The organism is Bacillus sp. CCNWLW194 (assembly GCF_037120585.1).
GTDB classification, from domain to species: Bacteria; Bacillota; Bacilli; order Bacillales; family Bacillaceae_G; genus Bacillus_A; species Bacillus_A basilensis.
This window is the reverse complement of the sequence record NZ_JBBBBL010000022.1, coordinates 61,079-79,717: the sequence shown is the minus strand read 5'-3', so window position 1 is coordinate 79,717 and position 18,639 is coordinate 61,079. Positions and strand designations below refer to the sequence as shown.

Annotated in this window: 19 protein-coding genes and 2 riboswitches; of the genes, 11 read left to right on the top strand and 8 right to left on the bottom strand. The window is 35.8% G+C overall.

Annotated features, from left to right (window positions below):
- Window positions 1–16: 16 nt before the first annotated feature.
- Window positions 17–523, bottom strand: a complete 507-nt coding sequence (locus V7S50_RS30430; protein ID WP_242256397.1) for a DoxX family membrane protein — start codon at window positions 521–523, stop codon at window positions 17–19.
- 158 nt (window positions 524–681) lie between these two features.
- Window positions 682–1,968: a DUF5068 domain-containing protein gene (locus tag V7S50_RS30425; protein ID WP_242256395.1), complete on the bottom strand. Its 1,287-nt coding sequence runs from the start codon at window positions 1,966–1,968 to the stop codon at window positions 682–684.
- Window positions 1,969–2,408: 440 nt separating this feature from the next.
- Between V7S50_RS30425 and V7S50_RS30420 the strand changes: the two genes are divergently transcribed.
- Window positions 2,409–3,185 (top strand): SDR family oxidoreductase, encoded by a 777-nt coding sequence (locus V7S50_RS30420; protein WP_063223542.1) that lies wholly within the window; start codon window positions 2,409–2,411, stop codon window positions 3,183–3,185.
- Window positions 3,186–3,222: 37 nt separating this feature from the next.
- On the opposite strand, the gene V7S50_RS30415 is transcribed toward V7S50_RS30420, so the two are convergent.
- From V7S50_RS30415 to V7S50_RS30400, 4 genes are all read right to left on the bottom strand, one after another.
- Complete coding sequence (locus V7S50_RS30415) at window positions 3,223–3,891, bottom strand: methionine ABC transporter permease (protein WP_242256393.1); 669 nt, start codon at window positions 3,889–3,891, stop codon at window positions 3,223–3,225.
- Window positions 3,866–4,906 (bottom strand): methionine ABC transporter ATP-binding protein, encoded by a 1,041-nt coding sequence (locus V7S50_RS30410; RefSeq protein ID WP_242256391.1) that lies wholly within the window; start codon window positions 4,904–4,906, stop codon window positions 3,866–3,868. The genes V7S50_RS30415 and V7S50_RS30410 overlap by 26 nt, the downstream gene beginning before the upstream one ends.
- Window positions 4,907–4,918: 12 nt before the next feature.
- Window positions 4,919–5,731 (bottom strand): MetQ/NlpA family ABC transporter substrate-binding protein, encoded by an 813-nt coding sequence (locus tag V7S50_RS30405; RefSeq protein WP_242256389.1) that lies wholly within the window; start codon window positions 5,729–5,731, stop codon window positions 4,919–4,921.
- An 84-nt stretch (window positions 5,732–5,815) separates the two neighbouring features.
- Window positions 5,816–5,930: riboswitch (SAM riboswitch) on the bottom strand.
- An 80-nt stretch (window positions 5,931–6,010) separates the two neighbouring features.
- Window positions 6,011–6,919, bottom strand: coding sequence for an NAD(P)-dependent alcohol dehydrogenase (locus V7S50_RS30400; protein WP_309259610.1), 909 nt, complete (start codon window positions 6,917–6,919; stop codon window positions 6,011–6,013).
- A 156-nt stretch (window positions 6,920–7,075) separates the two neighbouring features.
- On the opposite strand from V7S50_RS30400, the gene V7S50_RS30395 reads away from it, so the two are divergent.
- The 5 genes from V7S50_RS30395 (at window position 7,076) to V7S50_RS30375 (ending at window position 13,048) form a co-directional block, all read left to right on the top strand.
- Window positions 7,076–7,840, top strand: coding sequence for a hypothetical protein (locus V7S50_RS30395; RefSeq protein WP_242256386.1), 765 nt, complete (start codon window positions 7,076–7,078; stop codon window positions 7,838–7,840).
- A 66-nt stretch (window positions 7,841–7,906) separates the two neighbouring features.
- A complete protein-coding gene (locus V7S50_RS30390; RefSeq protein WP_242256384.1) occupies window positions 7,907–9,343 on the top strand; it encodes an FAD-binding oxidoreductase in 1,437 nt (478 codons plus the stop codon).
- Complete coding sequence (locus V7S50_RS30385) at window positions 9,340–9,873, top strand: MFS transporter (RefSeq protein ID WP_063223548.1); 534 nt, start codon at window positions 9,340–9,342, stop codon at window positions 9,871–9,873. Before V7S50_RS30390 ends, V7S50_RS30385 begins: the two co-directional genes overlap by 4 nt.
- Window positions 9,874–9,951: 78 nt before the next feature.
- The gene (locus V7S50_RS30380) at window positions 9,952–11,670 is read left to right on the top strand and encodes a DUF3981 domain-containing protein (protein WP_242256410.1); all 1,719 of its coding nucleotides are present in this window, start codon (window positions 9,952–9,954) and stop codon (window positions 11,668–11,670) included.
- Window positions 11,671–11,788: 118 nt separating this feature from the next.
- Window positions 11,789–13,048, top strand: coding sequence for a multidrug effflux MFS transporter (locus V7S50_RS30375; RefSeq protein ID WP_142332696.1), 1,260 nt, complete (start codon window positions 11,789–11,791; stop codon window positions 13,046–13,048).
- Between the two features lie 33 nt (window positions 13,049–13,081).
- Here the strand turns inward: V7S50_RS30375 and V7S50_RS30370 are convergent, their stop codons facing one another.
- The gene (locus V7S50_RS30370) at window positions 13,082–13,528 is read right to left on the bottom strand and encodes a hypothetical protein (RefSeq protein ID WP_242256383.1); all 447 of its coding nucleotides are present in this window, start codon (window positions 13,526–13,528) and stop codon (window positions 13,082–13,084) included.
- Between the two features lie 274 nt (window positions 13,529–13,802).
- Here V7S50_RS30370 and V7S50_RS30365 point away from each other — a divergent pair, with 274 nt between their 5' ends.
- Complete coding sequence (locus V7S50_RS30365) at window positions 13,803–14,306, top strand: hypothetical protein (RefSeq protein ID WP_242256381.1); 504 nt, start codon at window positions 13,803–13,805, stop codon at window positions 14,304–14,306.
- A gap of 16 nt (window positions 14,307–14,322) precedes the next feature.
- On the opposite strand, the gene V7S50_RS30360 is transcribed toward V7S50_RS30365, so the two are convergent.
- Window positions 14,323–14,538, bottom strand: coding sequence for a DUF3951 domain-containing protein (locus V7S50_RS30360; protein ID WP_242256379.1), 216 nt, complete (start codon window positions 14,536–14,538; stop codon window positions 14,323–14,325).
- A gap of 173 nt (window positions 14,539–14,711) precedes the next feature.
- A riboswitch (SAM riboswitch) is annotated at window positions 14,712–14,817 on the top strand.
- A gap of 138 nt (window positions 14,818–14,955) precedes the next feature.
- Here V7S50_RS30360 and V7S50_RS30355 point away from each other — a divergent pair.
- The 4 genes from V7S50_RS30355 to V7S50_RS30340 are packed head-to-tail and all read left to right on the top strand — an operon-like array spanning window position 14,956 to window position 18,632.
- Window positions 14,956–15,873, top strand: coding sequence for an ABC transporter permease (locus tag V7S50_RS30355; RefSeq protein WP_242256378.1), 918 nt, complete (start codon window positions 14,956–14,958; stop codon window positions 15,871–15,873).
- A 17-nt stretch (window positions 15,874–15,890) separates the two neighbouring features.
- A complete protein-coding gene (locus tag V7S50_RS30350) occupies window positions 15,891–16,895 on the top strand; it encodes an ABC transporter permease (RefSeq protein WP_242256377.1) in 1,005 nt (334 codons plus the stop codon).
- Entirely contained in the window at window positions 16,852–17,862 is a 1,011-nt protein-coding gene (locus V7S50_RS30345; protein WP_242256376.1) for an ABC transporter ATP-binding protein, read from the top strand. Before V7S50_RS30350 ends, V7S50_RS30345 begins: the two co-directional genes overlap by 44 nt.
- Window positions 17,859–18,632, top strand: a complete 774-nt coding sequence (locus V7S50_RS30340) for an ABC transporter ATP-binding protein (protein WP_242256375.1) — start codon at window positions 17,859–17,861, stop codon at window positions 18,630–18,632. The genes V7S50_RS30345 and V7S50_RS30340 overlap by 4 nt, the downstream gene beginning before the upstream one ends.
- Window positions 18,633–18,639 lie beyond the last annotated feature (7 nt).

Below are 18,639 nucleotides of genomic sequence, written 5' to 3'. Positions count from 1 at the left end.
TAAAATTAAACTGTTACTACGCAGTTTTACTTAATTTATATGTTTCATGGTTGTTTTTACGGAAAAGTTTAGGGAAAACATAGCCATCTAATCCAATACGTCCAGCATTCTGTCCTGCAACTAAAATGAACATAGTTAAAATAAGCAGGTTTGGATTTACACTAACAGTTCCGCTTAATAAAAATGAAAGGTTCATTATGATTCCGAAAAATGCAGCTGTTTTTGTTAATCCGCCTAAAATCAAACCTAGACCTACTAAAATTTCGCCCCATTGAACTAAAAAGCTAAATAGGTCTGCATTTGGAAGAACAAAGTGTTGAAGGAAATCTGCCCACCAACCTTGCACAGCAGGGTGATCACCTGACGCCTGAGCGATAGCGCCCTTTAGAAAACCACTTGCGTCAAAGGATTGTCCGAAAACTTTACCTATCCCAGCAGCAAGCCATGCATATCCTATGTAAAGCCGTAAAAATAATAATATGAAAGCAGCACGTTTATCAGTTCTTAAAAAATTGATAACCATTGAAATCCCTCCAATATTGTATTTACAAGTTTATTATATATCCATTGTGAGAAGATTCACAATGGATATAATGTGAACAAAAATAGTGTTTTTATAAAAATAAAGAAGGCATATAACAATCATATGTTATATGCCTTTTCTATTATATATTTAGTAATTTATTTAGGTAATGTAAATTTCGCTTTTTTACCTTGTGAAATATCTTTAGCTTCTTTATTTCTCATAGGTCCTAACTCAATCTCAAAGCTTTTGTCTTTCCAAATCTTTTCATACTGCTCTTGATCTAAAATAAATACTTGCAGTAACTCTCCAGATGTTCCCGTTTTGACTGAAGCGTTATAGTCGTAATTTAGTAGCATACCTTCGTTAATTGTATATTGTGTACCATCATTCACTCTTAATGTAGAGCTTATAGGAGATAGTGAAACGTCTTGTGTATCTTTGTTATCAAGTTTGAATTGTACTGTTAATAGAACAATACCATTTTTGAAATTTGCAAAGCGCGGAGCTTCAACTGAATTTGGTGTGAATTGAGTAAATTGGTATCCATCTAATGTAACATTAACAGCGCCTAATTCTTGGCTGTTATTAATACTTGATTTCTCTTTTAACATTTTTTTATCGCCCATGTTATTAGCTGTAGCTTTATCTTGGTAGAAAGTTTTATCTGCTGCAACTTTTTCAGAGCCTTGTTTGTTTAAACTTAATGAAAAGTTTCCAGGGCTTCCGATTGGGGCATCAAATTTCCCTTTATTAGCTTGTGCGGTCGGGACATTGACTGAGACTGTTGAGAGACTAGAAATTTTTTCTAAATCATCTTTTCCGAATGGATAAGCGATATAACCAGAAATAGTTTCTCCTGCTTTTACTAAGTAATCATTCGTTGGAGCAAGCTTAGTTGGCAGTTGATCTTCTTTTGGAATTAAATCTCTATAGTTACTATATACTTTCTGTGCACCAGTAAACGATATGTCCAATGCTGGCATATAATAGATATCTTTAGCTGAACTATTTTTTACGCTATAGTTCACAAGAATAACTCCGCCCTCTGTTTGACGGTTAAATGGAATGTTAAAGTCCGTATGTAATCCATTTAATTCAACTAATGTATAACTATTCATTGATACTGAAACATCTTCAGCTTTATAGACTTGTGGTTCCTTATTTTCAAAAAGAACTTTTGTTTCCCCGCCTGTTTCTTTTTCCATGTAGGAAATCAGTTTAGAATAATCGCTGGAGCTAGTAGCGATATTTTCCGTCTTTTTATCTTCAGTTTTCTTGTCTTCGGATTTTTTTTCTTCAGGTTTATTTTCTTTCGTTGTATCCGTTTTTTCTGTTTTGTTTTCTTTTTGTTCTTTATTTGTCGTATCGCTTTGACCACAGCCAGTTATTACAAAAGCTGCTACGATTACTACAGAAAATAAAGAAAGTAATTTTTTTGACATGTTTCTTCCCCCTATTTGTTTAAAACTAAATTCTCACATTAGCCCCACGTTTTATTATAAGAAGGCTAGTCAATATTTACCAGCATTTTTTTCTAATTATTTCCATTATTTAAATATTATAATATAGTAAAATTGATAGGAATTTGGCATGAAATAGTGACTTTTATTTTTTTATCATTTGAAGTATTACATCATATTGGTATGATAGAAATAGAGATATATGGAAAGGAGACAAGGACTCAATATGTGGATGAATTTGTAATGATTAGAAATTAGATAGATAAATTTTTCTCTCATAAGTGAGGGTTTATTTAGCTATCTATAAATCATGCAAGGACTGCATATTTGGCTTGTACATCCCTTTTGTAAGGATAGATACGTATGTGGGGAAATTTATATCTCTTATATAAAATATGCATCCTTTAAAATTGGAGGAGTATATGATGAATCAATTAAAAAATAAAGTAGTGGTTGTTACAGGTGTAAGTCGTTTAGATGGTATAGGCGCAGCGATTTGTAAAGAATTAGCTGAAGCGGGATACGATATATTTTTTACATATTGGACAGCTTACGATAAAGAGATGCCTTGGGGCGTTGATCAAAGTGAACAAATACAATTAAAAGAAGAGTTGCTAAAAAACGGTGTGAAAGTATCGAGTATGGAGTTAGATTTAACTCAGAATGATGCACCGAAAGAGCTTATAAATAAAGTTACTGAACAACTAGGGTACCCTCATATATTAATTAATAATGCAGCGTATTCTACGAATAATGATTTCTCTAATTTGACTGCTGAAGATTTGGATAAGCATTACATGGTAAATGTTCGTGCTACAACATTGTTAAGTAGTCAATTTGCCCGAGGATTTGATAAGAAATCTGGTGGTAGAATTGTGAATATGACTTCGGGGCAATTTCAAGGGCCTATGGCAGGAGAACTGGCGTATGCAACAACGAAGGGAGCTATTGATGCTCTTACTAGTACGTTATCGGCGGAAGTGGCTCATTTAGGAATAACAGTGAATGCAATTAATCCAGGGCCAACTAACACAGGATGGATGAATGAAGAGATAAAGCAAGGATTAAAACCAATGTTTCCTTTTGGCAGAATTGGTGAGCCAAAGGATGCAGCAAGGCTCATTAAGTTTTTAGTAAGTGAAGAAGCAGAATGGATTACGGGGCAAGTTATTCATTCAGAAGGTGGATTCAAAAGATAAAAAGAAGGTATCTCATTTTGGTGAGATACCTTCTTTTTTAATCTTTCTTCAATCTTCGTGCGACACCATTTCCTAAAGACTGTAATCCTTGAACGAGGATAATTAAAATAAACACGGTTGCATACATTACTTCAGGTTCATAGCGTAAATGTCCGAAGCGATATGCTAAGTCCCCTAGCCCGCCAGCACCTACAAGACCAGCCATTGCTGTTGCGCCAATTAAGCCGATCGTTGCAATTGTTAATCCAAGTACAAGGGAGGGACGCGCTTCTTTCACCATGACGTGCCAAATGATTTTTATAGTAGAGACTCCCATTGCTTGATATGCTTCAATCACACCACGGTCTACTTCTAATAAAGCCGTTTCCATTAAACGTGCAATATAAGGAGCTGTAAATACGACAAGTGGTACAATCACACCTTGCACACCAATAGAGGTCCCCATTAGAAACTTTGTAAAAGGTAAAATAAAGAATAATAGAATGATAAATGGAAGAGAACGAATGATATTAATAATTGTATTTAGAATAGGATAGATGATTTTATTTTCGCGCTGTCCACCAGGTCTTGTTAAAACAAGTGTGACGCCAAGTGGTAACGCAATAAGGATAGAAATTAACAGCGAAATAGATGTCATTTGAAATGTTTGAATGGTTGATTCCCATATGACTTTACCCCATTCATCCAAAAAGGACTTGTTTCCCATAGTCTGTTCTACCTCCTTCTACGATGATTCCTTGCTCTTGTAAAAACGATAAAGCACGGTGAATTTCATTTTGTTCACCTTGCATATGAACGACAAGTTTCCCGTATGCCTCGTTTTTTAATTGCGTAATATTACCGGATAAAATATTCGGATATACTTGGAAACGTTTTGTGGCAACAGCTAAAGCAGGTTCCCCTGAAGTAGTGCCAATAAATGAAAGGCTTACGATTTCCCCGGTACTTTGTAGCTCTTTTTGTACCTCTTCTGGAATTTTCGCTGCAAAGGCACTATTTACAAATTTCTTTGTTGTTACATGTTGTGGGTTTGTGAAAATATCCTTCACAGTCCCGCTTTCGACTACAGCCCCTTGTTCCATAACAGCAACCTGGTCGCATATACGCTGGATAACGTTCATTTCATGTGTAATGAGTAAAATCGTAATTCCAATTTCTTCGTTGATTTTTAATAACAAATCAAGAATAGAATCAGTTGTTTCTGGATCTAAAGCACTTGTCGCTTCATCACTTAATAACACTTCCGGTTCATGTGATAGTGCACGAGCGATGGCCACACGTTGTTTCTGACCACCAGAAAGCTCACTTGGATAGGCGTCTTTTCGATTAAAAAGATCGACAATACGTAAATACTTTTCCACCCTTTTTTCAATTTCTACTTTTGGAATGCCAGCAAGGCGTAAAGGTAGTGCGATATTTTCATAGACGGTAACGGTTTTAAGTAAATTGAACCCTTGAAAAATCATTCCGATTTTTTGTCGCGCTTTTGCTAGTTTTTTTGTCGACAGTGTTGTTAAATCTTGCTCGTTTACAATGATGTTTCCTGTCGTTGGTTTTTCTAATAAATTTACACAGCGAATTAATGTGCTTTTACCAGCGCCGCTATATCCAATGATTCCAAATACCTCACCTTTTTTTACTTGAAGGGAAGTAGGTTTAAGAGCTTCCACATTCCCTTTTTTTGTTGTAAATACTTTGGATACATTTTTCAATTCAATCATTATCCTCAGCTCCTACCAAGACGGTAAAACAGAACCATCAAATTTTTTCTCGATAAATTCTTTTACTTCTTTAGATTGATAAGCCTTCTTTAATTTATTTACAACAGCATCATCTTTATTTTCAGTACGAACAACGACCCAGTTCACATATGGTGAATCTTTTCCTTCACGGAAAATAGAATCTTTCGCAGGGCTTAATTTTGCACCTAATGCAAAGTTTGTATTAATTGCAGCTGCTTTCACTTCACTTAGTTGTGTTGGCAATTGAGATGCCTCTAATTCAACGATTTTTAATTTTTTTGGATTTTCAATTACATCTTTTGCAGTCGCTTTTTCTGTAGCTTTTGGATCCACTTTTAAAACCCCTGCTTTTTCAAATAGCTTTAAAGCGCGAAGTTCATTCGTTGGGTCATTTGGTACAGCAATTGCATCGCCCTCTTTTAAGTCTTTTACATCTTTTATATCTTTAGAATATACGCCCATAGGGAATGTTACAGTTGAAAATACTTCAGTTAATTTCATATTGCGTTCAGATTTAAATACGTCTAAATATGATTTCGTTTGATAGCTATTTACATCGAGACTTTTTTCATCTAAAGATACGTTTGGTGCTACATAATCATTAAATACTTTTATATCGATTTCGAGTCCGTCTTTCGCTGCCACTTCTTTTACCTTTTCAAAAATTTGTTCATGCGGTCCACCTGTTACGCCGACAGTAATCTTTTTCTCATCTAACGCTTTTACCTCTTTATCTGAACCCCCGCTACATGCGCCTAATAATAGTACCGCTCCACTTACAATGCTCAATAATACCTTTTTCATCTATAATTCCCCCTTAATATACGTTTCAAAATAAAAAGCACCTCTCAAAATAAGAGAGGTGCCGAATAGACAAAATAGGTTCCTCTCTTATCTTCCAAAACGAAAACTCGTTTTGCAGGAATTAGCACCTTAGCTTATACGTCATAAGCTCGGTTGCCGGGCATCATCGGGCCAGTCCCTCCGCCACTCTTGATAAGAGTATGTGTATGTAGTTTTTTAATATGGTACTAATAGTAAATCTTACAAAAAGAATTGTCAACGTTATTTTCTGAATATATTTTATTTTAAGGTAATCGAGACATTCCCTTTTTTATGCCCTTTTTCTACATATATATGAGCTTCAGCAATTTCTTCTAATCGGTAAGTTCTATCAATAACGGGTTTTAAATTTTCTGTTTCAGTTAGTTTTTTTAGTAGAAACATATCTTCTTTACTGACCTTTGCCATCATGCCATTAACAGAGACATATACACCAGTAGGCGTTAATGCTTTTTTTCCAAGGGATCTATTATGTTTTCCAACAGCATCAAATATAATATCATAGTATTCCCCTTGCTTAGTAAAATCTTCTTTTGTATAATCGATTACTTTATCAGCTCCTAAAGATTGCACTAGTTCAAAATTTGAATGACTACAAACAGCTGTAACGATTGCGCCGAAATATTTAGCAAGTTGTACGGCAGCTGTTCCTACTGATCCAGATGCACCATATATTAGCACTTGTTGCCCCCTTTTTATACGGGCCTTTCTTAGGAAGTGTAGTGCCGAAGTTCCGCCAAAGGGAATAACTGCTGCTTCCTCATACGTCACATTGGTAGGCTTTAATGTTATTAATCCACTTTCATGTACACATGTATATTCTGCATAACCACCGACATTAAGCTCTGTTAATGCAAAAATTTGATCTCCTTTTTTAAATTGAGTTACATCTGTTCCTATTTCTTCGATTTCACCGGATAACTCTACACCGAGTATAGGCTTTCTCGGTTTTCTAAAACCTAATATGATCCGCATAGGAATCCAAAATAAGAGAGGGCTATTAAAGCCGCGTATTCTACAATCTCCAGTCGTTACACTTGTTGCGTGAATCTTGACTAATACCTCATTCTTTTTAGGGATAGGTTTCTCTGCATCTTGAAGTTTGAGAACATTGGGCGGTCCATACTTTGTGCAAATTATTGCTTTCATAATGACCTCCTGAAATGAGTTGTTGTTATTTACATCATATTTAACTAATTCTTTAAAAATGTTGCTATGAGAGTAATAAAGTTAAATAGGGAGATTAAAAATTATATAGATTTCAGAGGGAAACAGATGATATCCTTTTGGAAAGGAGGGGTAATTATGAAAAAACTTATTTTAACTTCTAGTTTAGTCCTTGCAGTTATGTTAGGTGCAGGATGTAGTAATGAGAAAACAGCAAAGACAGATGAACCGAAAAAAGAATCAGTTCAAAAAGAAAAGGAATTAACGGCGAAGGATGTTTTCACGAAAACGAACGAAGCTTTTAAAAATGAAGAACATGTAACGATGACATATGATGTAGGGATAAAAGCTGAGGGAACAGAGATGGATATATTAAAGGCTAAGATGCAATTAGAGCCAAAGACAAAGAATTCTCGTTCTGAAATGAATGTTTCTGGTACGGATATTGTAGTATATACTGTGGATGGTAAAGTTGCAGGTCAGGTGAAAAATCCTGCTACAGGAGAAGTTATATCTGTACCAGAGGAGCAATTAAATGCTGGTGGGATGAAAGCAACTCAAGATATTATAGATAATTTAGAGGTGCCAGCAGTAGTGTTAGATAAAATGAAGATGGAGAAAAGCGGAGATAAATACAAACTGAAGTTCACATTAAAAGGGAAAGAAACAGAAAGTATGTTAACTAGCATGGATGAAACGCAGAAGAAAATGCTACAAGCGCAAAACGCAAAGATAGAAGAAGTGGATGCAGAATATATAATTACAAAAGATTTTAAATATGAATCAGCGAAGATTGATATGATTATGAGTAGTAATGGTGGGGATAAGGCGCACATTATTACGAATGCAAAATATACATCGTACGAAAAGTTTGAGCCAATACAGATACCAGCAGCCAAGTAATGAATGTTAAGGGAGGTACCTGAAAGAATGGGTATCTCTTTTTGTTGCTAATAAGGAGAGTGTCATTTGAAAAAAAGAAAGATAGCATTTGTCATTGTAGCGTATACCGTTTTGCTTGCAACGTCTGTACATACATATAAAAAACAACTTGATCATCCTATTATGAGTGATGTAGGCAAATTGCTTCCGACAAAAATAAAACGTGTTGAAAGTGCTACAGATGAGCACTCGTTAATACAATTATTGCGAGATGCAAATGTTTCAGGAGAGAAGATTTCTATTGCTGGTATGCAACATAGTCAAGGCGGTCAGACATATTATGCACATGGTACGATGCTTGATATGAAAGGGTATAATAAAATATTAGAATTTAACCCAGAGAAGAAGGAAATTACAGTTCAAAGCGGTGTCACGTGGAATGATATTCAGAAGAAAGTAAATCCATATGGCCTGGCCGTTCAAGTAATGCAGTCTCAAAATATTTTTACAGTTGGCGGTTCATTAAGTGTGAATGTACATGGTCGTGATATTCGTCATGAAGCATTGATTGATACAGTCGAATCATTTCGATTATTAATGGCAGATGGCACCGTACGTAATGTAAGTAGAGAAGAGAATGCGGATTTATTTCCTTATGTCATTGGTGGTTATGGGTTATTTGGTGTTATTTTAGATGTGACTTTAAAGTTAACAGAAGATGAATTATATGAAATGCATACGAAAATGCTAGATTATAAAGAATACACGTCTTATTTCAAAGAGAAAGTGAAAAAAGATGAAAATGTTCGTATGCACTTAGCTCGTATTTCTGTTGCTCCAAACTCATTTTTAAAAGAGATGTATGTAACAGATTATACATTGGCGCAAAATCAAAATATGAGGGAAGAGTATAGTGAGTTAAAAGAAGAAACTATTATAGCTGTGCCGAAATTTTTACTTGGATTATCACGCTATAGTGATTGGGGAAAGAATACATTTTGGGATATACAAAGAAGGTATTTTGAGCGTACAGATGGAAAGTATGAGACGCGAAATAATGTTATGAGATCCGATAGTGCCTTTATGGAATATGAAAATCCGAATAGGACAGAGGTGTTACAAGAATACTTTGTGCCTATAGATTCTTTCACGGAATACATAGATGATTTACGTAACGTATTAAATGAGGAAGAGTTTAATTTGCTCAATATTACGATTCGTTATGTGGAAAAGAACGAAAATGCAGTTTTATCTTATGCGAAAGATGATATGTTTGCACTGGTCCTTTTAGTTAACCAGGGCCGTTCTGAAAATGAGATAAAGAAAACAGAGGGTGTTATTCAAAAGATGATTGATGTTACGTTAAATCATAACGGTAGTTATTATTTACCGTATTATTCTTATCCAACGAAAGAGCAGTTAAAGAAAGCATATCCTCGTATAGAAGAATTTCTTGGAAAGAAAAAAGAAACGGATCCTAAAGAGAGATTTGTGAATTTATTTTATAGGGAGTATACGAAATGACATATAGAAGATTTGTAGCATCACAAAGCATTATTATGATGGCGGGAAGTATGGTGTTTCCCTTTTATATACTATTGCTTCGAAACGTTGGGAATAGCTTCTCACAATTTGGCTGGGCATATGGTTTGTTCGCTTTAACTTCAGCACTTGTATACCCGTTAGTAGGAAAGCTGTCTGATAGAGTAGGCGATCAAAAATTATTAATTATATATGCCTGGTCCATGGCAATATTAATGCTTTGTTTTCCTATTGCCACGGAAGTCTGGCATGTGTATATTCTTCAAATTGTAATGGGAGTTTTAGGGGCTGTGCAACGTAATACAGAGAAGACGTCGTTAGCACGAAAGGTTGTGCAGGAAAATGCCGGTTATGAGATTGGGAAATACCATGTATGGACATCGATTGGTGGAGCAGTAGCGATTATCGCAACAGGATATTTAGTAGATTTCTTTACGATTGGTACGATTTTTTACATTGCATCAATCTTATATGTAGCGAGCGGAATTGTATTAAGCAGTAAAAAAATATGACCATTCCCATTTTTACCTGAATAACCTTTATTTGTTATACTAAAGGGGAAGACAAAAGAAAAGGGGACATTGCCTTTGATAAAATTTTTAGTTTTAGCTATTCTCACTTTGTTTTTGATTCCATGGACAAGAAGCGGTAGTAGAATTCGAGCAGTGGATAAGAAAGGGGATGAGAAGGTTGTAAAGGGTAAGAAATCATCCATTTTAGTTATTCCTGTTTTATTTTGGATAGGGATTGCAATCTATGAATATCTTTGGCTAATTGATGATAGAGTAGATTCGATTCTTACTCATTATGCTGTTGCAGTAGCGATATTAATTGGGCTTGTTTTATTTTCACAAGATAAGGTAGGGAAATTGGAAGGTACGTTAAAGGGACTTCTAATGTTTATTTTACTCGCAAGTTACGGCTATTTTGGTTATGTGCATGATATAGTAATCACGCAAAAGAAATATGATTCTGTTGTGAAGATAGAGAAAGATATTTCAGAACCATTTACTGAAAATGACCAGCCGTTTACAGTGCCGCCAAAGACAGCGGAGAATAAGATGAAAAAAGTATTTGGAGATATTCCGAAAGTAGCTTATTTTGAACTAGGGGAATTAACTCCGCAAATGGTAAATGGCGAAGCTTTATATGTAGCACCGATTGAAGTTTCAGGATTTTTTAAAGCACGTAAAGCTGAGACAATTCCAGGCTACGTAACGATGTCAGGTACAAACCCTGATGCGGAAGCGAAACTGCACCTCGGTTATAAAATGAAATACGTGCCAAGCATGTTTTTCGGAAATAATTTAGAACGTGTTGTACGAAAAGCAGAACCAAATTTAATCTTTAAAGGGAAACCGAAATTCGAAGTTGATGATAAAGGGAAACCGTATTATACAATGACGTATGGTGAATTTATTTCAGGGAGATCTGGATTTGAGGTAGAGGGCGTTGTAGTAGTAGATGCACAAACAGGTGAAGTGAAAAGATACGATAAAGGAAAGGCGCCTAAATTTGTTGATGGCGTATTAAATCACGAGACCGCATCTACATTAAATACGTATTTCGGTAAATATATTCACGGATTTTGGAATACAAAATTCTCGCAAACTGATATGAAGATCCCGACTGAGTGGGGAACGAAAGAAGGAGTTACACCAATCTTCGGTAAGGATGGAACTCTATATTACTTTACTGATTTCACCTCTCCGAAAGAAGGAGTAGATTCTGCGTTAGGTTACTCGCTTATTGATGCGCGTACAGGTAAGTTGTATTACTATAACGGAAAAGAAGTAAAGGGAATTATGGATGGTTCAGCTGCTTCGGAAGTAGTGGATAACTCCTTTAAGAGAGAAAAGTGGCATGGGACAATGCCGGTTATTTATAACGTGTATGGCAAACCTTCTTGGATTGTACCAGTTATTGATGACGGAGGATTAGTACGTGCTCATACGGTTATCTATGCTTCTAATGCGAAAATATTTGCAACAGGTTCGACGCAAAAAGAAGCGCTTGAGAATTATAAAAATGCGCTGAGCGGAAGTGGAGATTCATTTAGACCGACTTCAAGTGGTAAAGAGGCACAAAAAGAAGGCGTTGTACAACGTGTATATAAAGAAAAATCAGGTGAAAATACAATTGTTTATGTACTGTTAGAGAACGAACAAAAAGTATTTATGATACCTGCGAAAAAGTTCCCATATGCTATGTTTACAGAAGTGGGAGATCCAATTCAAATCACATATTTAGATACAGGAGAGGCGATGTCTTCAGTATCTAAATTTACAAATAGTAATTTGAACAAGTAAAGCGATAGAGATTCTATCGCTTTTTTTTACAGAATTAAACAGGAAAATGCACTATACTTGACGTATGTTTATGTTGTAACTATAATTGTTACGATTTAGTATGTGTAGGAAAGGGTGAATGGAAAAAGTGAATGAGGTTAATCAGGAAATATATAAGCCTGTAAAGACAAACAGGTTATGGATGATTCTTGTACTAGGGACACTTACGGCAATTGGGCCGTTATCTATTGATATGTATTTGCCTTCGTTACCGAAATTAACGGATGATTTACAAACAGGTGCATCCCTTGCACAGCTTACATTGACAGCTTGTTTGCTGGGGCTTTCAGTAGGACAATTATTTATTGGTTCAATTAGTGATATTTACGGAAGGCGCAAACCTCTTATTATTGCTCTTATTGTTTATGTTGCATCTTCATTACTTTGTGCTGTTGCGCCATCTATTTGGACTTTAGTGTTATTGCGCTTCCTACAAGGAGCTTCAGGATCAGCCGGGATTGTTATATCACGTGCAATGGTACGTGATATGTACTCAGGTTCTGAAATGACGAAGTTCTTCTCACTGCTCATGTTAGTAAATGGAGCAGCACCTATTTTGGCGCCGATTATTGGGGGGCAATTATTGCAGTTCACAACATGGCGCGGTGTATTCATCGTTCTTGGAGCAATTAGTGTATTTATGTTAATATCCGCTACTTTCGTATTACGTGAAACATTACCTCCTGAAGAAAGAGAAACAGGCGGTTTGTCAGGGACATTGGCGACATATGGGAAACTCCTAAAAGATCGTTTGTTTATGGGATATGCATTGTCACAAGGATTAGTAACAGCGGCAATGTTTGCTTACATTTCGGGATCACCATTTGTATTGCAAAATATATACGGAGCATCACCACAGCAATTTAGTTTATTCTTTGCGATTAACGGTATCGGTATTATTATTGCTAGTCAGGTAACGGGTCGTTTAGCGGGGAAAGTGAATGAGAAGACATTATTTGTTGCTGGTATTATTATTGCAGCTGTTGGTGGCTTATCTTTACTACTGACAATCGTACTGGGAATAGGTTTAATTGGTGTTTTATGTTCATTATTCCTTGTTGTATCAAGTGTCGGGGTTGTATCAACAACGGGGTTCTCGTTAGCGATGAGAAATCAGAAACAAGCTGCAGGAACAGCATCAGCTTTATTAGGTTTATTACAGTTCATTTCAGGAGCACTTGTTGCGCCGTTAGTAGGTATTGGTGGAAGCAATACTGCATTACCGATGGGGATTGTGATAGCTCTTTGTGAAATTGGTGCTGTGTTATGTTATCTCTTTATGGCCAGAAGAAGTGAGAAGCAGTTTGAACTGCAACAAAGACAAAATTTAGAGGCTTAACAAAAAAGAACTGATTCAAAGGGAATATTTGAATCAGTTCTTTTTTTCATTTCTTTGAAATACCTCATACATATTATTCATGATCGTATCATATAAAACAGCAAGTTTATCCCACACCCACCGATTACTATCGACTTCTTTTTCACCACAGTCGATAATATCGGTGTGATCGGTAATTTTATACGCTTTTTTAACGATAATAGGAGCAATCTTCGGTATGCGTGGGATTTCTTTTAAGATATCTGCAAAGTTTCCAATGTAGACGTGACCAATGATTTCGATTGTTAATGATTTATCCGATATATTTAGCACAGTATAAAATTGATTTGTATGTTGTTGTTTTAAATATTGGGCTAACTTAAATGGAGCATGCTTCTTTTTTAATACCCGGCGAAGGCTCTCTGTATTTTCAATATGAAGCGACTTTTCGCGAATGAGGACACGAATATCTTCTCCCATAAAAGACATTGTTTTGTACATAGATGATTCTCCTTAAAAATTTACATATGCTTGCTTTATGCATATGTAAGTCTAGCATGGTTTGTTCTTTATGTGTGCTTACAGTTTTGTAAGGTGAGGTAGTAAAGCAGTGCAAAAGTTATTTGTATAAAGTGACGATACTGTGACAAACATGTTGGTATATATATTACGATGTCGTCTTAAGTGTAAAAAGTAGGGTGTTCTCGGTATAATAACAAGTGGAGATAAAAGAAACTATAATGAGTAGTAGCTGTAGATAAAAGGAGAATTCGAGATGAAGAAGGTTTTGGGTATTGCTGTAATGGGAAGTATGATCCTTCTAGCAGGATGTAATGGAAGTAAAGATACGAAAGAACCGAAAGAAAAGGTAGAGCAGTCTACTGAGCAAACGGAAGAGATGAAAGAATACCGTGCAGTACATGAAAAATATGATTTGAAAATGAATAAAGAAATTAATAAAGCACTGCAGTTATTTGAAGTTGCAAAAGAAAAGGGCGGTAAGGAAATAACAAATGCTGCATATAAAGAAGATGTGCAGAAGGTAACAACGAACATGTTAGAAGGTATTGATCATATACGTAAAGAAATTCGTGTTCCGAAGTCGAAAGAGCAAGAACATGAGGTATATATTGGTTTCTTGAATGAATCGGAACAAGCGATGAAAAAATTACAGAAGCTGGCTAAAGAAGAAGATTCATCGTTGATTCGTGATATAGAAATTAACTTTGCAACAGCATCGACATACTATAAACGTTTCCAAGCAGAAACGAAAAAATAACCTTGCCTGTGCAAGGTTATTTTTTCTTCTTACCATCGCCGTCTTCATCTTCAGATACTAATACCTTCTGCTCTTCGTGAAATTCGGAAATTGTTTGTCCGGTAATATTATCGAAGGGGGTATAAAAAGAAGTGATATGTTTCTTTTTAATAAAGAGTTTATAGAAGCCGATGATGACAAGTATAACGATTGTTAATGGTAATCCTATAGTAGCAAGCAGTAAGGGATCCATCATATAACTCCTTTCATATGATTTCTTTTTAGTATAAGCGAAAAATTGTAATTTAGATAAATGACGCTATCGAAAACTGATTTTTCTAAATATATCCAATCTAATTGACTTTTCATTTTTTCAGAATTATAATTCAAAATATACAATTTGAACCAAATAATAATATAGCAATTTACTTATCCAGAGAGGTAGAGGGACTGGCCCTATGACACCTCAGCAGCGGGTTCTGTAAGATGAACACCGTGCTAATTCCAGCAAGCAAGTCTTGAAAGATAAGTGATGGGCCTTTGTTTATTAAGCCTTGATCTTATTTTTTTTAAGATCAAGGCTTTTTGTATTCTAAAAAGGAAAAAGGGAGTAATGGGAAAAATACGTTAATAAAACAAAGTAAATTCATGTGTTTAGGAGGTTATTGGAGTGTATTTTGTTAAAAAACTATCAGTTATGGTGTTTACACTATGGATCATTACAACAGTAACATTTTTGATTATGCACATTATTCCAGGCGATCCATTTTCATCAGATGCAAAGATCTTTCCAGCGGAAGTTGTGCAGAATATGAGAGCGAAGTACCACCTTGATGAACCGTTATGGAATCAATATGTTGCGTATCTAGAAGGTGTAGTTCATTTTGATTTTGGTGAATCCGTTCAATCGACGGGGCAAGGTGTATCAGAAATTATAACGACAGGATTTGGTCCATCAGCAATTATCGGTTTACAAGCACTTATTATTTCACTATTAGTCGGAATTGCTGCAGGTACATTTGCTGCTCTCTATCACGGGAGAGTAATTGATTATAGTGTGAGTTTACTTGCGATTCTCGGTATTTCTATTCCAAGTTTTATTTTAGCACCGCTATTCATACAAGTATTCGCTATTCAATTTGAGCTCTTACCAGTAGCCTCTTGGGGAACATTTGAACATACGGTATTACCATCTTTCGCATTGGCGCTAGGTCCAATCGCAGTGATTACAAGATTTGTTCGTTCTAATATGATTGAAGTTTTGCAGAGTGATTATATTAAATTAGCAAGAGCGAAAGGTATACCAATTAAGAAGATTATTATAAGGCATGCCCTTCGAAATGCAATTGTTCCAGTACTAACGTTTGTTGGACCGTTAATGGCTGGGCTTTTAACAGGAACTTTCATTATTGAAAAAATCTTTGCAATTCCCGGTCTCGGAAAATATTTTGTAGATAGTATTTTTAACCGGGATTATCCAGTAATTATGGGGACAACAATTTTCTATAGTGCATTATTAATTTCTTGTATTTTCATTACAGATATTATTCATCGTATTGTTGATCCGCGTATTCGTTCTATTACGTAAGGAGGGAGGATATTTAAATGGGTGGTTATGAAATCAATAAACAATTATTAACGAATGAAGAGAAAAAAGAATTAACAATAAATAAAGATCAGCAAACGATTAGCAGAAAAAAAGAAGTGTTTCGTAAGTTTGTATCAAACCCAATCGCAGTTCTAGGAACGGTGACATTGTTACTCATTATTATTTTCTCTCTTATCGGTGAAAGTTTAACCACTTTCACTGCGAGTGAACAAGTAAAAGAGGCGACAAATTTACCTCCTAGTAGTGAGCATTGGTTTGGAACAGATGATTTAGGTAGAGATATATGGGCGCGTACTTGGGCTGGTGGGAAGATTTCATTAGTAGTTGGATTAGTAGCAGCTGTTCTTGATATAGGACTTGGTGTACTGATTGGGGGATTTAGTGGATATGTGAGAGGGCGTAATCGCCTTGGAACGTTAATTGATGAGTGGATTGTGCGGGGGATTGAAATATTATACGGTATCCCATATTTATTAATTGTTATTTTATTACTAATTATTATGAAACCAGGACTTTTTACAATTATTATTGCTCTTGCATTAACAGGATGGATTGGTATGGCACGTCTCGTTAGAGCGCAAGTCTTATCTTTAAAGCAAAGGGAATTTGTTATTGCAGCAGAGCGATTAGGTACATCGCATATGAAGATTATATATGGACATATCATTCCGAATTTAACAGGCATTATTATCGTAAATTTATCATTTACAATTCCAGCAGCTATTTTCTCAGAATCATTTTTAAGCTTCATCGGACTCGGGGTACAATCACCGGCAGCAAGCTGGGGGACGATGACGAATGATGCGCTCGGGACATTATTGAGCGGGGAATGGTGGCAACTCTTCTTCCCATCGCTGATGATTGCGCTCATTATGTTTGCATTTAATGCAATTGGTGATGGTTTGCAAGATGCAATTGATCCAAAAATCGTAAAAAGGAATCGAAAGGAGAAAAAACATGGGACAGCTCTTATCTTTAGAAAACGTAACGTTAGCCGTTGAAAAAGAGAATAGTAAGCAAGCAATTGTGAAGCATGTTTCCTTTTCTATTAACGAAGGCGAAATCGTTGCACTTGTAGGAGAAAGTGGTTCAGGAAAAAGTGTTACAGCACAATCCATTATCGGACTAAATCAAGAGTCTATTCACATTGATGATGGAAGCATCTCTTTCCAGTCTCAAGGATTAACGAATTTACAAGAATCAGAATGGAATCAAATTCGAGGGAAAGATATTTCGTTTATCTTTCAAGACCCGTTGTCCTCTTTAAACCCGACGATGAAAGTTGGAAAACAAATTACAGAAGTAATTTTGCAGCATGAGAAAAAGTCGAAAAGAGAAGCAAAAGAAATTGCGATTAATTTGTTAAATGATTTAGGGATACATGAAGCAGAGAAACGCTTTGAACAGTACCCACATCAATTAAGCGGAGGTATGAGGCAGCGTATTTGTTTAGCAATTGCGTTTGCGTGTCATCCAAAACTTGTTATTGCAGATGAACCTACAACGGCATTAGATGTAACGATTCAGAAACAAATTATGGGGTTATTAAAAGAGCGGAAAGAAAAACAAAATACGAGTATTTTGTTGATTACACATGATTTGGCACTTGTACGTGAAGTAGCTGACCGAGTAGTTGTCATGTACGGAGGACGTGTTGTTGAAAAAGGAACGATAGAGGAAGTAATAGGTTCTCCTAAACATCCGTATACGAAAAATTTATTACAAGCAATTCCGAATATGGATGATTCCGAAAAGGTATTACGTGCAATAGAAGGAACGACACCTTCTATTGAAACACTAAATAGCTTTGGTTGTCCTTTTGTAAATCGTTGCCCAGTAGCAATAAAAGAATGCATTCATCGTTTCCCAGAAAGAACAACATATTCTGGGGAGCATAGTTCTCATTGTTGGCAACATGTTCTAGAGCATAACGAAGCGAAATCAAAAGAGAAGGTGAATGCTTCATGACGACAGATTTAATTACGGTAAAGCAAGTAACGAAAACGTATGGAAGTAAAAATAAAGAATTGGCAGCGTTAAAAGATATATCACTTTCTATCCCGAAAGGAACAACACTTGGCATTATTGGAGAAAGTGGTTCTGGAAAAACAACATTCGGTAAGCTCATAGCTGGGATTGAGAGACCAACGTCTGGTGAAATTGAATATAACGATCAAGTTGTTCACAAGTTAAAGGCGGCTCATAAGCGTGATTTCTTACAGAAAGTACAGTTCATTTTTCAAGATTCCACAGCTGCATTAAATCCGCGCTGGAAAGTACGCGATAGCGTAACGGAAGGATATATTTCATTCGGACTCGGTGATAAAGGATTGAAAGATAAAGTCGCAGGTGATGCGCTAGAGCGTGTTGGATTAGATAGACGATATATTGATCGCTATCCACACGAATTTAGCGGAGGACAACGTCAACGGATCGCTATTGCAAGAGCGTTATTATGTGAGCCAGAAGTATTAATCCTTGATGAACCAATTTCAGCGTTAGATGTTTCACTCCAAATTCAAATTGTACATCTGTTGCAAAAAATTCAAAAGGAACAAGGCTATACATATTTATTTATCGCGCATGATTTGCCGATGGTTCACTATTTATGTGAAAAAGTGGCTGTCTTATATAAAGGAGAACTTGTTGAATTTGGAAATACGGATGAAGTATTCCGTAATCCACAACATTCTTATACAAAAACATTATTAGCATCAACACCAAAAATTTCAGGTTAAAGGGGAA

What these genes read in the sequence shown, in the direction of transcription:
- V7S50_RS30400 (WP_309259610.1), bottom strand. Translation starts at nt 6,919, where the DNA reads ATGAAAGCAATAATTTGCACAAAGTATGGACCGCCCAATGTTCTCAAA.
- V7S50_RS30375 (WP_142332696.1), top strand. Translation starts at nt 11,789, where the DNA reads ATGGAAAAAGTGAATGAGGTTAATCAGGAAATATATAAGCCTGTAAAG.
- V7S50_RS30415 (WP_242256393.1), bottom strand. Translation starts at nt 3,891, where the DNA reads ATGGGAAACAAGTCCTTTTTGGATGAATGGGGTAAAGTCATATGGGAA.
- V7S50_RS30425 (WP_242256395.1), bottom strand. Translation starts at nt 1,968, where the DNA reads ATGTCAAAAAAATTACTTTCTTTATTTTCTGTAGTAATCGTAGCAGCT.
- V7S50_RS30385 (WP_063223548.1), top strand. Translation starts at nt 9,340, where the DNA reads ATGACATATAGAAGATTTGTAGCATCACAAAGCATTATTATGATGGCG.
- V7S50_RS30420 (WP_063223542.1), top strand. Translation starts at nt 2,409, where the DNA reads ATGATGAATCAATTAAAAAATAAAGTAGTGGTTGTTACAGGTGTAAGT.
- V7S50_RS30410 (WP_242256391.1), bottom strand. Translation starts at nt 4,906, where the DNA reads ATGATTGAATTGAAAAATGTATCCAAAGTATTTACAACAAAAAAAGGG.
- V7S50_RS30345 (WP_242256376.1), top strand. Translation starts at nt 16,852, where the DNA reads ATGGGACAGCTCTTATCTTTAGAAAACGTAACGTTAGCCGTTGAAAAA.
- V7S50_RS30370 (WP_242256383.1), bottom strand. Translation starts at nt 13,528, where the DNA reads ATGTACAAAACAATGTCTTTTATGGGAGAAGATATTCGTGTCCTCATT.
- V7S50_RS30405 (WP_242256389.1), bottom strand. Translation starts at nt 5,731, where the DNA reads ATGAAAAAGGTATTATTGAGCATTGTAAGTGGAGCGGTACTATTATTA.
- V7S50_RS30430 (WP_242256397.1), bottom strand. Translation starts at nt 523, where the DNA reads ATGGTTATCAATTTTTTAAGAACTGATAAACGTGCTGCTTTCATATTA.
- V7S50_RS30360 (WP_242256379.1), bottom strand. Translation starts at nt 14,538, where the DNA reads ATGGATCCCTTACTGCTTGCTACTATAGGATTACCATTAACAATCGTT.
- V7S50_RS30395 (WP_242256386.1), top strand. Translation starts at nt 7,076, where the DNA reads ATGAAAAAACTTATTTTAACTTCTAGTTTAGTCCTTGCAGTTATGTTA.
- V7S50_RS30350 (WP_242256377.1), top strand. Translation starts at nt 15,891, where the DNA reads ATGGGTGGTTATGAAATCAATAAACAATTATTAACGAATGAAGAGAAA.
- V7S50_RS30365 (WP_242256381.1), top strand. Translation starts at nt 13,803, where the DNA reads ATGAAGAAGGTTTTGGGTATTGCTGTAATGGGAAGTATGATCCTTCTA.
- V7S50_RS30340 (WP_242256375.1), top strand. Translation starts at nt 17,859, where the DNA reads ATGACGACAGATTTAATTACGGTAAAGCAAGTAACGAAAACGTATGGA.